Genomic DNA, 13,911 nt, shown 5'->3' on the forward strand with positions numbered 1-13,911 from the left:
CATTTACCGTGAACTCCGAAAGGGGAGGTCACGCATCATGGCTAAAGGCGTTGTTTCCGCAACTTTCGCTCGGGATCGTTTGTCGCTGACTGCACTTTGTGAACTGGCCGTTAATCGCTGCGTAAAAGGCGAGTAGTCACTCTGCTTTCTACGGGTTTCAGGCCTCATGTCACCTGCGCTTGTTACAACGCCGAACTCTTCCGTTAGATAGTGAAAACTGCGTAGGACGGCCTTGCGTCCTTATGAATTGCGTTGGTCAGGGCCGGCTGTTTACCGCTGTTCCTCTGCCCAGCCGCTTTTGGCGGCGTTCGCGACTATAGCAGCAATCATTAAGTGCTTCAAATCCATAAAAAATTGTTATCATTCGCGCCATGACGACTACTGCCCCCTCGACTCCAGGCGTTCAATTGCTTGAGGTCTCGCCGGAATATGCCGGCCAACGTATTGATAACTTCCTTCTCGCCCGGCTCAAAGGCGTGCCCAAGACCTTGATTTACCGCATTTTGCGTAAAGGCGAAGTGCGAGTGAACAAGGGGCGGATCAAGCCCGAGTACAAGCTGCAAGCGGGTGATGTGGTGCGCGTGCCTCCCGTGCGTGTGCCCGAGCGCGATGAGCCGGTGCCGCTGGCTCAAGGGTTGCTGCAGCGCCTGGAAGCCTCGATCGTCTTCGAAGACAAGGCCCTGATTGTGATCAACAAGCCTGCCGGGATTGCCGTGCATGGCGGCAGCGGCTTGAATTTCGGGGTGATCGAAGCCTTTCGTCAGTTGCGCCCGGACGCCAAGGAGCTGGAGCTGGTGCATCGCCTCGATCGGGACACCTCCGGCCTGCTGATGATCGCGAAAAAACGCAGCATGCTGCGTCATCTGCATGCCGCGCTGCGGGGCGATGGCGTGGACAAGCGCTACATGGCGCTGGTCCGTGGCCATTGGGCCACGGCGGTGAAGCAGGTGCGTGCGCCGCTGCTCAAGAGCAACCTGCGCTCCGGCGAGCGCATGGTGGAGGTCAACGAAGAGGGCAAGGAGGCCTTGACCGTGTTCAAGGTGCTGCGCCGCTTCGGTGATTTCGCCACCATGGTCGAGGCCAAGCCGGTGACCGGGCGTACTCACCAGATTCGTGTGCACACCCTGCATGCCGGGCACTGCATTGCCGGTGACAGCAAGTACGGCGATGACGATTTCACTCGCGAGATCCGTGAGCTGGGCGGCAAGCGCCTGTTTCTCCATGCCTATATGTTGACGGTGCCGCTGCCCGATGGCGGCGAGCTGAAATTGCAGGCCCCGGTGGATGAGATGTGGGCCAAGACCGTGGAGCGCCTGAGTGCACCCTGATTACAAACTGCTGATCTTCGACTGGGACGGCACTCTGGCCGATTCCATTGGTCGGATTGTCGAGTCGATGCATGCATCTGCTGATCGTTCCGGCTTTCCTCGCCGCGATGACTACGCCGTCAAGGGCATTATCGGTCTGGGATTGCCAGAGGCGATTCGCACACTGTATCCGGAAATAGATGATGGGCAGTTGGTAGCCTTTCGTCAGCATTATGCGGATCACTACATTGCCCTCGAGGCCGAGCCTTCGCCTCTGTTTGCTGGTGTGGTGCAGTCTCTCGACGCCTTTCGGGATGAGGGATATCAGCTGGCTGTCGCCACCGGCAAGGCCCGGCGAGGGCTGGATCGAGTGTTGAAGGCCCATGGTTGGGAAGGGTATTTCGATATCACCCGGGCGGCCGACGAAACCGCCAGCAAGCCTCATCCGTTGATGCTGGAGGAAATCCTTGCTCATTGCGGGGTTGGGCCGCGGCAGGCTTTGATGGTTGGCGATTCGTCCTTTGATCTGTTGATGGCGCGCAATGCCGGAATGGATTCGGTGGCCGTGAGCTACGGTGCTCAGTCCATCGAGGCCTTGCAGGCATTCGAGCCGCGCTTGTCCATCGACCGTTTTCCTCAATTGCACGCCTGGCTGAGCCAGGGTGCCGATTAAGTTTTTGCTGGGGTAGCAGGCATGACCGACGAATGGAAGGCGCCGAGCAAGGCGGGCGCTGAAGGTGGTGATGATAAAAGCTGGAAACTGCTGGAGAAGACGCTGTTGGCCAGTGTCCAGGAGCAGCGTCGCTCGCGGCGCTGGGGCATTTTCTTCAAGCTGTTGACCTTTGTTTACCTGTTCGCGGCGCTGGCGTTGTTCACGCCGCTGATGACCATGGAAAAGAATGCCACTCGTGGCGGTAGCTACACCGCGGTGATCGATGTCACGGGGGTGATTGCCGACAAGGAATCGGCCAGTGCTGACAATATTGTCGGCAGCCTGCGTACTGCGTTCGATGATCCCAAGGTCAAGGGCATTGTGCTGCGTATCAACAGCCCTGGCGGCAGCCCGGTGCAGTCCGGCTACGTCTATGACGAGATCCGTCGTCTGCGGGCTTTGCACAAGGACACCAAGGTCTACGCGGTGATCTCGGATCTCGGGGCGTCGGGTGCTTACTACATCGCCAGCGCTGCTGACGAGATCTATGCGGACAAGGCGAGCCTGGTGGGTTCCATTGGTGTGACGGCGGCCGGCTACGGCTTTGTCGGCACCATGGAGAAGCTGGGGGTTGAGCGTCGCACCTATACCTCGGGCGAGCACAAGTCGTTCCTGGATCCGTTCCAGCCGCAAAAGCCTGAAGAGACCCAGTTCTGGCAGGGCGTGCTGGACACCACTCATCGCCAGTTCATTGCCAGCGTCAAGCAGGGCCGTGGCGATCGCCTGAAGGACAAGGAGCATCCGGAGCTGTTCTCCGGCCTGGTGTGGTCGGGCGAGCAGGCGCTGCAATTGGGGTTGATCGATGGCCTGGGCAATACCAGTTCGGTGGCGCGGGATGTGATTGGCGAGAAAGAGGTGGTGGACTTTACCGTCCAGGAGTCGCCATTTGATCGCTTCTCGAAGAAGCTCGGTGCCAGCGTGGCAGAGCAGATCACCATGTGGATGGGCTTTCAGGGCCCAACCTTGCGCTGATCGGGTGTTGCTCAATAAAAAGCCGGCTTGAGTGCCGGCTTTTTTATGGCGGCTCAGGGTGTCTCTACGCCCTCGGCCAGCAGCATGTCCACGAGGCGGATCAGTGGCAGGCCTATAAGGCTGGTGGCGTCGCTGCCGGCGGTGCTCTGGAACAGGCTGACCCCCAGGCCTTCGGCCTTGAAGCTGCCGGCGCAATCATAGGGCTGTTCGGCGTGCAGGTAGCGTTCGATGCGGGTGCTGTCCAGGGTGCGCATGTTGACCTTGAACGGGACGCAGTCGACCTGGCAGTGGCCGGTCTGGCTGTTGAGCAGGGCCAGGCCGGTGAGGAAGGTCACGCTGGCGCCGCTGGCGTCCAGCAGTTGCTGGCGGGCTTTTTCGAAGGTATGGGGTTTGCCGATGATGCGCTCGCCGAGCACCGCGACCTGGTCGGAACCGATGATCAGGTGTGCTGGATGGCTGCTTGCCAGGGCGCGGGCCTTTTCCTCGGCCAGGCGTTTCACCAGGGCCGTGGCAGACTCTCCGGGACGATGGCTTTCGTCGATGTCAGGAGAGCTGCAGGTGAAGGGCAGGCGCAGGCGGGACAGCAATTCCCGGCGGTAGGCCGAGCTTGAGGCAAGTAATAAAGGCAGCATGTGCGTCTCCTGAGGCAGGCCGGGAATTCTAGCGAGGCTTGCAAGTGACGGACAGGGCTGAATTTCCTTTGACATGGCCTGGGGCATCCCTATAATGCTGCGCCTATGTTGAATGACCCGATTCCACCTCACGTTGACCCGCGCAAATTGGCTGACCGTGGCACCACCCTTCAAGGTGAACTGCTGCTGGCCGATTTGGAGAGACTCTGCGACCCGCTTTCCGACAATGTCGGTACGGTGCAGGCTAAATTCGTTTTCGAGCGTGACGAGCGTAAAGCTGTAGTTATCCACAGCTCCATCGACGTCGAAGTCAAAATGGTTTGCCAGCGTTGTCTTGAGCTGGTCACCCTGCCGATCCACAGTGAGTGCAGTTACGCTGTGGTGAAGGAGGGTGCGAATACCCAGTCGTTGCCGAAAGGTTATGACGTGCTGGAACTGGGCGAAGATCCTTTGGATCTGCAGGCGTTGGTCGAGGAAGAGCTTTTGCTTGCCTTGCCAATCGTGCCTGCTCATCATCCGGAAGAATGCCAGCAGCCGGCGGGGCTCGATGAGCCCGAACCGAGCGAGGACGAGGTAACGCGGTCCAACCCGTTCAGTGTATTGGCGCAGTTAAAGCGTGACCCAAACGTTTAGGAGTTAATCAATTATGGCTGTTCAGCAGAACAAAAAATCCCGCTCTGCCCGTGACATGCGTCGTTCCCACGATGCTCTCGAGGCTAGCACCCTGTCCGTAGAAAAGACCACCGGTGAAGTTCACCTGCGTCACCACGTATCGCCAGAAGGCGTATACCGTGGTCGTAAAGTGATCGACAAGGGCGCTGACGAGTAATCCTTGTCCGCTCAAGTCATCGCGATTGACGCAATGGGCGGGGACTTCGGTCCCCGCAGCATTGTTCAGGCGAGTATTGCTTGTCTGTCTGCTACCCCCTCGCTGCATCTGACCCTGGTTGGTCAACCCTCCCTTCTTGAAGAACTGATTTCCGGTCAAACGGCTGTGGATCGCGCGCGCCTGACGATTACCCCCGCAAGCGAGGTGATCACCATGGACGAAAAGCCTTCCCAGGCCCTGCGGGGCAAGCCGGACTCTTCGATGCGGGTGGCCCTTGAGCTGTTGCGCGATGAGAAGGTCCAGGCCTGCGTCAGTGCCGGTAATACCGGTGCGCTGATGGCGCTGTCGCGTTATGTGCTGAAAACCCTGCCCGGAATCGATCGGCCGGCGATGGTGGCTGCCATCCCGACTCAGTGTGGCTATTGCCAATTGCTGGATCTGGGAGCCAACGTCGATTGCAGTGCCGAGCACCTGTTGCAGTTCGCCATCATGGGCTCGGTTGCGGCGGAAACCCTGGGCATCGTGCGGCCGCGGGTGGCCTTGCTGAATATCGGCACCGAGGACATCAAGGGCAACCAGCAGGTCAAGCTGGCGGCGAGCTTGCTGCAGCAGGCCCGCGGCCTCAACTACATCGGTTTCGTCGAGGGCGATGGGTTGTATCGGGGCGAGGCGGACGTGGTGGTGTGCGACGGTTTTGTCGGCAACATCCTGCTCAAGTCCAGCGAGGGGCTGGCGACCATGATCGCCGCGCGTATAGAAGCCTTGTTCAGGCAGAATCTGCTGTCCCGGGCTGTTGGGGCGCTGGCCTTGCCGCTGATGCGCAGGCTGCAGGCGGATCTGGCGCCGGCGCGGCACAACGGTGCGAGTTTCCTCGGCTTGCAGGGGATCGTGGTGAAAAGCCATGGTTCTGCAGGCGTTCAAGGTTTCCAGAGTGCCATTCAGCGGGCGTTGATCGAGATCCAGGAAGACCTGCCGCGCCGCTTGCATGGGCGTCTTGAAGACTTGTTGCTTTAGGCGTTTTCCCTGTGGAGTGCTTAAATGTGACCGCTCAGTTCAATTGGCCATCCAACTGTCAGTTTCTTGCGTCCACCACGGTGTGACGTCAATTCTCCGACGACAAGATCATTAGGGGCTTGTTACATGTCTGCATCCCTCGCATTCGTCTTTCCAGGACAGGGCTCGCAGTCCCTCGGCATGTTGGCCGAGCTGGGCGCGCAGTACCCACTGATCCTCGATACGTTCAAAGAAGCCTCCGATGCTCTGGGCTACGACCTCTGGGCTCTGACCCAGGAAGGTCCTGCAGAGCTGCTCAATCAAACCGACAAGACCCAGCCGGCCATCCTCACCGCGTCCATCGCCCTGTGGCGTGTATGGCTGGCCGAAGGTGGCGCGCGCCCGGCTTTCGTCGCTGGTCACAGCCTGGGTGAATACAGTGCCCTGGTCGCCGCTGGCAGCCTGACCCTGGGGGAAGCGGCCAAGCTGGTCGAGCGTCGTGGCCAGTTGATGCAGGAAGCCGTGCCGGCAGGGCAGGGCGGCATGGCTGCAATTCTCGGCCTGGAAGATGCCGATGTGGTCGCCGCCTGTGCTGAAGCCGCGCAGGGCGAGGTGGTCAGCGCCGTGAACTACAACTCCCCTGGCCAGGTGGTGATCGCCGGGGCCAAGGCGGCTGTGGATCGCGCCATCGAGGGCTGCAAGGCGCGGGGCGCCAAGCGCGCCATGCCGCTGCCGGTCAGCGTGCCTTCCCACTGTGAGCTGATGCGCCCGGCCGCCGAGCGCTTTGCCGAGTCGATCGCTGCGATCAACTGGCAGGCACCGCAGATTCCATTGGTACAGAACGTCAGTGCCGCTGTGGCCGCCGACCTGGACACCCTCAAGCGCGACCTGCTGGAGCAGTTGTACAAGCCGGTGCGTTGGGTCGAGTCGGTCCAGACTCTGGCAGCCAATGGCGCCACCGAGCTGGTCGAGTGCGGCCCGGGCAAGGTCCTGGCCGGCCTCAACAAGCGCTGCGCCGAAGGCGTGTCGACCTCTAACCTGAACACCCCAGATGCTTTCGCTGCCGCCCGTGCAGCGTTGGCCTGAACTAGGAGAAGCTTGCATGAGTCTGCAAGGTAAAGTTGCACTGGTGACCGGCGCCAGCCGTGGTATCGGCCAGGCCATCGCGCTTGAGCTGGGGCGTATGGGCGCCACCGTGGTGGGTACCGCCACGTCCGCTTCGGGTGCCGAGCGCATTGCTGCCACCCTCAAGGAAAATGGCATCCAGGGCACCGGCCTTGAGCTGAACGTTACCAGTGACGAGTCCGTGGCTGCAGTCCTGGCCAGCATCACCGAGCAGTTCGGTGCGCCGGCGATCCTGGTGAACAACGCCGGCATCACTCGCGACAACCTGATGATGCGCATGAAAGATGACGAATGGTACGACGTGGTCGATACCAACCTGAACAGCCTGTATCGCCTGTCCAAGGGCGTTCTGCGTGGCATGACCAAGGCTCGTTGGGGTCGAATTATCAGTATTGGCTCGGTTGTGGGTGCCATGGGCAACGCAGGCCAAGTAAACTACGCGGCCGCCAAGGCCGGTCTCGAAGGTTTCAGCCGTGCCCTGGCCCGTGAAGTGGGTTCGCGGTCGATCACGGTGAACTCGGTTGCTCCAGGTTTTATCGACACCGATATGACCCGCGAACTGCCGGAAGCGCAGCGTGAAGCACTGCTGACGCAAATTCCGCTGGGTCGTCTGGGCCAGGCTCAAGAGATCGCGCAAGTGGTCGCTTTTCTGGCATCCGACGGTGCGGCATACGTTACTGGGGCTACAATCCCGGTCAACGGCGGGATGTATATGTGAGTCAAATGTGACGGATTGCTTCAAAAAAATGTCATACGAGCTGTCTAAAATCCGTTATAAAGCTGCAATCAATTTATAGGCAGATGGCCAAAGGGTTTGAGGGACAAAGCTTTCAGTTGAAAAGCTGAAAAGCCTTTCTATACACTTACCCACTGGCCAGCTGCCTGAATTTGTCCATTAGGAGTGAAAACAAGGTATGAGCACCATCGAAGAGCGCGTCAAGAAAATCGTTGCTGAGCAACTGGGCGTTAAAGAAGAAGAAGTTGTTAACACCGCTTCCTTCGTTGAAGACCTGGGTGCCGACTCCCTTGACACCGTTGAGCTGGTGATGGCTCTGGAAGAGGAATTCGAGACCGAAATCCCTGACGAAGAAGCTGAAAAGATCACTACCGTTCAAGCAGCTATCGACTACGTTACCAGCCACCAGGCTTAATCGTTTGTAGTCGTCTTTTGCTGTCATGGAAAAACCGCACTGCCGTTACGGCGTGCGGTTTTTTCTTTAGGCCTGATACAAAGTGTCGTCATTAGAAAAAGGAGAGTGCTGTGTCGCGTAGACGCGTCGTAGTCACCGGTATGGGTATGTTGTCGCCACTGGGTACGGATGTGCCAAGCAGCTGGCAGGGCATTCTGGCTGGCCAAAGTGGCATCGGTCTGATCGAACACACCGACCTTTCTGCCTATTCCACCCGTTTTGGCGGCTCGGTAAAGGGCTTCAATGTCGAGGAATACCTGTCGGTCAAAGAGGCCCGCAAACTCGACCTGTTCATTCAATACGGCCTGGCAGCCGGTTTCCAGGCGGTACGCAACGCCGGTCTGGAAGTCACCGATGCCAACCGTGAACGCATCGGCGTGGCCATGGGCTCGGGTATTGGCGGTTTGACCAATATCGAGGAAACCAGCCGCATCCTGCACGATTCCGGCCCACGACGGATTTCTCCGTTCTTCGTGCCTGGCTCGATCATCAACATGATTTCCGGTTTCCTGTCCATCCACTTGGGTGCCCAGGGGCCGAACTACGCCATTTCCACTGCGTGCACCACCGGTACCCACTGCATCGGCATGGCTGCGCGCAACATCGCCTACGGCGAAGCCGACGTGATGATCGCGGGCGGTGCTGAAATGGCTGCCTGTGGCCTGGGCATGGGCGGCTTCGGCGCGTCCCGTGCACTGTCGACCCGCAACGACGAGCCGACCCGCGCCAGCCGTCCCTGGGACAAGGGGCGTGATGGCTTCGTCCTGTCCGACGGCGCCGGCGCCCTGGTTCTGGAAGAGCTGGAGCACGCCAAGGCTCGTGGGGCCACCATCTATGCGGAGCTGATCGGCTTCGGCATGAGCGGTGACGCCTATCACATGACGTCGCCTCCCGCCGATGGTGCCGGTGCTGCGCGCTGCATCGCCAATGCCCTGCGCGACGCCAAGCTCAACGTGGACCAGGTGCAGTACATCAACGCCCATGGTACTTCGACCCCGGCCGGCGACCTGGCCGAGGCCGAAGCGATCAAGAGCGTGTTCGGCGATCACGCCTACAAGCTGGCGGTCAGTTCCACCAAGTCCATGACGGGTCACCTGCTGGGTGCCGCGGGGGCGATCGAGGCGATCTTCAGTGTGCTGGCAATCAACAGCCAGGCCGCGCCGCCCACCATCAACCTGGATGAGCCGGATGAAGGCTGTGACCTCGATTTCGTGCCGCACACCGCGCGCAGCATGGACATCGACGTAGTGCTGTCCAACTCCTTCGGTTTTGGTGGCACCAACGGCTCCCTGGTGTTCCGCCGGTTCTCCGAGTGATGCACAGCTGGGTCGACGGTCAGCCGGCTGACGCACTGTCGCTCAAGGACCGCGGCCTGGCTTACGGTGATGGTCTGTTCGAGACCATTGCCGTCAAATCCGGGCGCCCGCAGCTGCTGGAGCGGCATCTGCAGCGTCTGGCCGAAGGATGTCGGCGCCTGGCGCTGACGGCGGATCAAGCCCTGATCCGCAGTGAGCTGCAGGCCTATGCGGCGGCTTTGGGGGAGGGTGTGCTCAAGCTGATCCTGACCCGGGGCGACAGCCAGCGCGGCTATGCCGCCGATCCTGCAACCGCTGCACGGCGGATTCTCCAGGGCTCCGCATTGCCGGTGTATCCCCTGGCCCATGCCGAGCAAGGCATTCGTCTGTTTCCCTGTACCACGCGCCTGGCCGAGCAGCCGCTGCTGGCCGGTCTCAAGCACCTCAATCGTCTGGAGCAGGTTCTGGCTCGTGCCGAGTGGCGTGATGCCGAGCATGCCGAAGGCTTGATGCGAGATACCTCTGGGCGAGTTATCGAAGGCGTGTTCAGCAACCTGTTCCTGGTCAGCCAGGGGCGGCTGCTGACGGCTGACCTGGGTCGCTGCGGCGTGGCCGGGGTGATGCGCGCTGAAATATTGTTTCAGGCCGAGTCATTGGGCATCCCCGCGCAAGTCGGGGATATCAGTCTCGATCAACTGCAACAGGCTGATGAAGTCTTTGTCTGCAACAGTGTCTATGGCGTCTGGCCAGTGCTTGGCTGTGCCGGGATGAGCTGGTCGGCGGGTGCGCTCACCCGTAAACTGCAGGGCATTACCCGCGCACTACTGGATGCTTGATTCGTGAGACGTAAATTACTGCTCCTGCTGGAAACCGGACTGGTCCTGGCAGGACTGCTGTTGGGTGCGAGTGCCTGGAAACTGCACTTGGCCCTGGAACAACCGCTTAACCTGAGCCAGGAACAGTTGCTCGATGTTCCCGCCGGCTCGACGCCCACCGGCACCTTCAATCGTCTGCAAGCCGAGGGTGTGCTCGATGATGCCTTCTGGCTGCGCCTGTACTGGCGCTTCAATATGGCGGGCCAGCCTCTGCACAGCGGCGAGTACCGCATGACCCCAGGCATGACCGCCGAAGGCCTGATCGGCCTCTGGCAGCGCGGTGAGGTGGTGCAGTACAGCCTGACCCTGGTGGAAGGCTGGAATTTCCGCCAGGTACGCAGCGCCCTGGCCAAGAGCGAAAAATTGCAGCAGACCCTGACGGGGCTTAGCGACAGTCAGGTGATGGAAAAGCTCGGGCATCCCGGGGTTTTCCCTGAAGGGCGTTTCTTCCCTGACACCTATCGTTTCGTTCGGGGCATGACCGACGCCGAGCTCCTGGAAAAAGCCTACGACCGCCTGGACGATGTGCTGGCCAAGGAGTGGAGCAAGCGTGCCGACGATGCGCCTTACAGCGATCCTTATCAGGCGCTGATCATGGCCTCGCTGGTGGAGAAGGAAACCGGCGTACCCCAGGAGCGTGGGCAGATCGCAGGCGTGTTCGTGCGTCGCATGCAGATTGGCATGCTGCTGCAGACCGATCCTACGGTGATCTACGGCCTCGGTGAGCGTTACGCCGGCAAGTTGACCCGGGCTCATCTCAAGGAAGCCACGCCCTATAACACCTACGTGATTGCCGGCCTGCCGCCGACGCCGATCGCCATGGTCGGACGCGAGGCGATCCACGCCGCCCTCAACCCGGTGCCCGGCAAGAGCCTGTATTTTGTCGCGCGGGGCGACGGCAGCCATGTGTTCTCCGATGACCTGGATGCCCACAACAGCGCGGTGCGCGAGTTTCAGCTCAAGCGTCGCGCCGACTACCGTTCCAGCCCGGCCCCAGCCGCCACGCCAGCGGTTCCCGAAGCGGCAGGTCCGGCGCCGGAGACGCCTGCAGCCCCTGGCCCGGAGACGGCTCCGGCAAGCGCCCCGCAAGCTGCGCCCGAGCCGCCTGCGACTCCGGCTCCTGCCGAGCCTGTGCCCGAGCCCGCGGCGAAAAGCCCGCAATGACATTGATTAAGGACTGCCCGTGACTGGCTTGTTTATTACCCTGGAAGGCCCGGAAGGCGCGGGCAAAAGCACCAATCGCGAGTACCTCGCCGAGCGCCTGCGCGCTGCGGGGATCGAGGTGCTGTTGACCCGTGAGCCTGGTGGCACGCCGCTGGCCGAGCGGATTCGCGATGTACTGCTGACCCCGGTGGAAGAGGTCATGAATGCCGATACCGAGCTGTTGCTGGTGTTCGCCGCGCGTGCCCAGCACCTGGCAACGGTGATTCGCCCGGCCCTGGAGCGCGGTGCGGTGGTGCTGTGCGACCGTTTCACCGACTCCACCTACGCCTACCAGGGCGCGGGCCGCGGCCTGAGCCTTGCGCGCATTGCTGCGCTGGAGGATTTCGTCCAGGGCGAGTTGCGCCCCGACCTGACCCTGGTCTTCGACCTGCCGGTGGATGTCGGCCTGGCGCGAGCCAGTGCCCGTGGCCGGCTGGATCGCTTCGAGCAGGAAGGCCAGGCCTTCTTCCAGAAGGTTCGCGAAGCCTTCCTGGCCCGCGCCGCAGCGGCGCCGCAGCGTTATGTGCTGGTGGATGCGGCGCAGCCCCTGGCCCAGGTCCAGCAGTCCCTGGACAGCTTGTTGCCGCAGTTGCTGGAGCGCGCCCGTGGCTGAAGTCTTCCCCTGGCAGGACAGCCTCTGGCAGCAATTGGCGGGGCGTACCCAGCATGCCCATGCCTACCTGTTGCATGGCCCAGCGGGTATCGGCAAGCGGGCCCTGGCCGAGCGGCTGATGGCGCGCTTGCTGTGCCAGCGCCCGGAAGGCCTGGACGCCTGTGGCCAATGCAAGTCCTGCCTGTTGCTGCTGGCCGGCAGCCACCCGGACAACTACGTGCTGGAGCCGGAGGAAGCGGACAAGGCGATCAAGGTCGACCAGGTCCGCGAACTGGTGAGCTTCGTGGTCCAGACCGCCCAGTTGGGGGGGCGCAAGGTGGTGCTGATCGAGCCGGTGGAGTCGATGAATATCAACGCCGCCAACGCCCTGCTCAAGAGTCTCGAGGAGCCTTCCGGCAACACTGTGCTGTTGCTGGTAAGCCACCAGCCCAGCCGGTTGTTGCCCACGATCAAGAGCCGTTGCGTGCAGCAGGCCTGCCCGCTGCCCAGCGAGGCCATGAGCCTTGAGTGGCTGGCCCAGGCCCTGCCTGATTGCTCCGGGGAGGAGCGGGTGGAGCTCTTGACCCTGGCTGCCGGTTCGCCGCTGGCAGCGGTCAGCCTGCAGGCCCAGGGTGTTCGCGAGCAGCGGGCGCAAGTGGTGGAAGGGGTGAAGAAGCTGCTGAAACAGCAGCAGTCGCCCACGCAACTGGCCGAATCCTGGAGTGCCATTCCCTTGTTGCTGCTGTTCGACTGGTTCTGCGACTGGTCGAACCTGGTCCTGCGCTATCAACTGACCCAGGATGAGCAGGGACTGGGCCTGCAAGACATGCGCAAGGTGCTGCAATACCTGGCGCAGAAGTCCGCCCAGGCCAAGGTGCTGAACATCCAGGACTGGATCCTGGCCCAGCGCCAGAAGGTCCTGAGCAAGGCCAACCTCAACCGCGTGCTGTTGCTGGAAGCCTTGCTGGTGCAGTGGGCGGCCCTGCCTACCCAGAATTGACCCGCGGCGCCTAGACTCAGCGTTGTTTCCGCCCGGGCGCCACAACCCGGGCCTTTCATTGATCGGATGTAGTTGTAGCCTCCTATGCTCGTAGATTCCCATTGCCACCTTGACCGCCTCGATCTCGCCGCTCATGACGGCTCCCTGGATGCCGCGCTGGCTGCTGCCCGCCAGCGGGGGGTAGGGCACTTCCTGTGCATCGGTGTCAGCGCCGACAACGCGGCGGACGTCAAGGCCCTGGCCGATCGCTATGACGATGTCGACTGCTCGGTGGGCGTGCATCCGCTGGATGTGCAGCCCGGCGCAGCGCTGGCCCTGGACTGGCTGCTGGATGAACTGAACCACCCCCGGGTAGTGGCCATTGGCGAGACTGGCCTGGACTATCACTACGAGCCGGAAGCCGCCGAGCTGCAGCAGGAATCCTTCCGCCTGCACCTGCAGGCCGCCCAGCAGACCGGCAAACCGGTGGTGGTGCACACCCGCGGCGCCCGCGCCGACACCCTGGCACTGCTGCGCGAGGCGGCATTGCCCAATGCCGGTGTGCTGCATTGCTTCACCGAAGACTGGGAAATGGCCAAGGCGGCCCTGGACCTGGGTTTCTATATTTCCCTCTCGGGGATTGTCACCTTCCGCAATGCCGATGCCCTGCGGGACGTGGCCCGACAGGTGCCGGCCGACCGCCTGCTGGTGGAGACCGATTCGCCTTACCTGGCGCCGATCCCCTATCGCGGCAAGCCCAACCTGCCGCAGTACGTGCGCGAGGTGGCGGAGTTCCTGGCGATGCTGCGGGGCGAAAGCTATGAAGCCTTTGCCCAGCAGACCACGGCCAACTTCAAGCGCCTGTTCCCCTTGGCGCGGGTCAAGGGCTGAGCCTGGGTCGCACGGTGCACTGGCGCTGAATGGCGGGCAAAAAAAACCCGGGTTCTGGGGGGTGAATCCGGGTTAAGACCATTAGGAGTAAAACTAAGGCACGCGGTCCTTCGGTACCTTGATCGGCGTTTCACTTGGGGGAGATGTCCCGCCGACAGTTGAAGTATTGATCACTATTGCATTCAGTCCAGTTGCCCCTGCTCGTTTTTTAAACAAATTTGGAATACGCGCGCTTCGCTTGAGTTCTCATTTGGGTTGCCTGTATCGCAGTTTTCGACGCGATCGCTGAATATCACCTGATTTTTAGCCGTTAAGA

16 protein-coding genes are annotated in these 13,911 nt (G+C 61.4%); 15 read left to right on the forward strand and 1 reads right to left on the reverse strand.

Going from position 1 to position 13,911, the window contains the following annotated elements; genetic code table 11:
* Window positions 1-371 precede the first annotated feature (371 nt).
* Genes rluC through sppA form a run of 3 tightly spaced genes read left to right on the forward strand, consistent with a single transcriptional unit; the run spans window position 372 to window position 2,991 of the window.
* The gene (gene rluC, locus AC07R1_RS30095) at window positions 372-1,328 is read left to right on the forward strand and encodes a 23S rRNA pseudouridine(955/2504/2580) synthase RluC (protein WP_011060111.1); all 957 of its coding nucleotides are present in this window, start codon (window positions 372-374) and stop codon (window positions 1,326-1,328) included.
* Window positions 1,318-1,980, forward strand: coding sequence for an HAD-IA family hydrolase (locus AC07R1_RS30100; protein ID WP_047284721.1), 663 nt, complete (start codon window positions 1,318-1,320; stop codon window positions 1,978-1,980). The genes rluC and AC07R1_RS30100 overlap by 11 nt, the downstream gene beginning before the upstream one ends.
* 21 nt (window positions 1,981-2,001) lie before the next feature.
* Entirely contained in the window at window positions 2,002-2,991 is a 990-nt protein-coding gene (sppA, locus tag AC07R1_RS30105) for a signal peptide peptidase SppA (protein ID WP_495111231.1), read from the forward strand.
* 53 nt (window positions 2,992-3,044) lie between these two features.
* Here sppA and AC07R1_RS30110 read toward each other — a convergent pair whose 3' ends face one another.
* Window positions 3,045-3,623 (reverse strand): Maf family protein, encoded by a 579-nt coding sequence (locus AC07R1_RS30110; RefSeq protein WP_220223915.1) that lies wholly within the window; start codon window positions 3,621-3,623, stop codon window positions 3,045-3,047.
* Window positions 3,624-3,728: 105 nt separating this feature from the next.
* Between AC07R1_RS30110 and AC07R1_RS30115 the strand changes: the two genes are divergently transcribed.
* The 12 genes from AC07R1_RS30115 to AC07R1_RS30170 all read left to right on the forward strand — a co-directional run bounded on the left by AC07R1_RS30115 (window position 3,729) and on the right by AC07R1_RS30170 (window position 13,595).
* A complete protein-coding gene (locus tag AC07R1_RS30115) occupies window positions 3,729-4,256 on the forward strand; it encodes a YceD family protein (RefSeq protein WP_011060115.1) in 528 nt (175 codons plus the stop codon).
* 13 nt (window positions 4,257-4,269) lie between these two features.
* The gene (gene rpmF / locus AC07R1_RS30120) at window positions 4,270-4,452 is read left to right on the forward strand and encodes a 50S ribosomal protein L32 (protein WP_003179396.1); all 183 of its coding nucleotides are present in this window, start codon (window positions 4,270-4,272) and stop codon (window positions 4,450-4,452) included.
* Window positions 4,453-4,455: 3 nt separating this feature from the next.
* Entirely contained in the window at window positions 4,456-5,466 is a 1,011-nt protein-coding gene (plsX, locus tag AC07R1_RS30125; RefSeq protein ID WP_495111232.1) for a phosphate acyltransferase PlsX, read from the forward strand.
* 126 nt (window positions 5,467-5,592) lie between these two features.
* Window positions 5,593-6,531, forward strand: a complete 939-nt coding sequence (gene fabD / locus AC07R1_RS30130; protein ID WP_011060117.1) for an ACP S-malonyltransferase — start codon at window positions 5,593-5,595, stop codon at window positions 6,529-6,531.
* A gap of 16 nt (window positions 6,532-6,547) precedes the next feature.
* Window positions 6,548-7,288 (forward strand): 3-oxoacyl-ACP reductase FabG, encoded by a 741-nt coding sequence (fabG, locus tag AC07R1_RS30135; protein ID WP_011060118.1) that lies wholly within the window; start codon window positions 6,548-6,550, stop codon window positions 7,286-7,288.
* Between the two features lie 196 nt (window positions 7,289-7,484).
* Window positions 7,485-7,721: an acyl carrier protein gene (gene acpP, locus AC07R1_RS30140; protein ID WP_003175607.1), complete on the forward strand. Its 237-nt coding sequence runs from the start codon at window positions 7,485-7,487 to the stop codon at window positions 7,719-7,721.
* Window positions 7,722-7,831: 110 nt separating this feature from the next.
* A complete protein-coding gene (gene fabF, locus AC07R1_RS30145) occupies window positions 7,832-9,076 on the forward strand; it encodes a beta-ketoacyl-ACP synthase II (RefSeq protein WP_011060119.1) in 1,245 nt (414 codons plus the stop codon).
* Window positions 9,076-9,891, forward strand: coding sequence for an aminodeoxychorismate lyase (gene pabC, locus AC07R1_RS30150; protein ID WP_019092971.1), 816 nt, complete (start codon window positions 9,076-9,078; stop codon window positions 9,889-9,891). The genes fabF and pabC overlap by 1 nt, the downstream gene beginning before the upstream one ends.
* A 3-nt stretch (window positions 9,892-9,894) precedes the next feature.
* On the forward strand, window positions 9,895-11,094 hold the full coding sequence (mltG, locus tag AC07R1_RS30155; protein ID WP_495111233.1) for an endolytic transglycosylase MltG: 1,200 nt from the start codon (window positions 9,895-9,897) through the stop codon (window positions 11,092-11,094).
* Between the two features lie 19 nt (window positions 11,095-11,113).
* Window positions 11,114-11,746 (forward strand): dTMP kinase, encoded by a 633-nt coding sequence (gene tmk / locus AC07R1_RS30160; RefSeq protein WP_011060122.1) that lies wholly within the window; start codon window positions 11,114-11,116, stop codon window positions 11,744-11,746.
* Window positions 11,739-12,725: a DNA polymerase III subunit delta' gene (locus AC07R1_RS30165; RefSeq protein ID WP_495111234.1), complete on the forward strand. Its 987-nt coding sequence runs from the start codon at window positions 11,739-11,741 to the stop codon at window positions 12,723-12,725. The genes tmk and AC07R1_RS30165 overlap by 8 nt, the downstream gene beginning before the upstream one ends.
* 84 nt (window positions 12,726-12,809) lie before the next feature.
* The gene (locus AC07R1_RS30170; protein WP_495111235.1) at window positions 12,810-13,595 is read left to right on the forward strand and encodes a TatD family hydrolase; all 786 of its coding nucleotides are present in this window, start codon (window positions 12,810-12,812) and stop codon (window positions 13,593-13,595) included.
* Window positions 13,596-13,911: the final 316 nt, after the last annotated feature.

Source organism: Pseudomonas sp. GW821-FHT07F01 (assembly GCF_059418825.1).

Coding starts and splice junctions, on each gene's coding strand:
- rluC (WP_011060111.1), top strand. CDS start 372: ATGACGACTACTGCCCCCTCGACTCCAGGCGTTCAATTGCTTGAGGTC.
- sppA (WP_495111231.1), top strand. CDS start 2,002: ATGACCGACGAATGGAAGGCGCCGAGCAAGGCGGGCGCTGAAGGTGGT.
- AC07R1_RS30110 (WP_220223915.1), bottom strand. CDS start 3,623: ATGCTGCCTTTATTACTTGCCTCAAGCTCGGCCTACCGCCGGGAATTG.
- AC07R1_RS30115 (WP_011060115.1), top strand. CDS start 3,729: ATGTTGAATGACCCGATTCCACCTCACGTTGACCCGCGCAAATTGGCT.
- rpmF (WP_003179396.1), top strand. CDS start 4,270: ATGGCTGTTCAGCAGAACAAAAAATCCCGCTCTGCCCGTGACATGCGT.
- fabD (WP_011060117.1), top strand. CDS start 5,593: ATGTCTGCATCCCTCGCATTCGTCTTTCCAGGACAGGGCTCGCAGTCC.
- fabG (WP_011060118.1), top strand. CDS start 6,548: ATGAGTCTGCAAGGTAAAGTTGCACTGGTGACCGGCGCCAGCCGTGGT.
- acpP (WP_003175607.1), top strand. CDS start 7,485: ATGAGCACCATCGAAGAGCGCGTCAAGAAAATCGTTGCTGAGCAACTG.
- pabC (WP_019092971.1), top strand. CDS start 9,076: ATGCACAGCTGGGTCGACGGTCAGCCGGCTGACGCACTGTCGCTCAAG.
- AC07R1_RS30170 (WP_495111235.1), top strand. CDS start 12,810: ATGCTCGTAGATTCCCATTGCCACCTTGACCGCCTCGATCTCGCCGCT.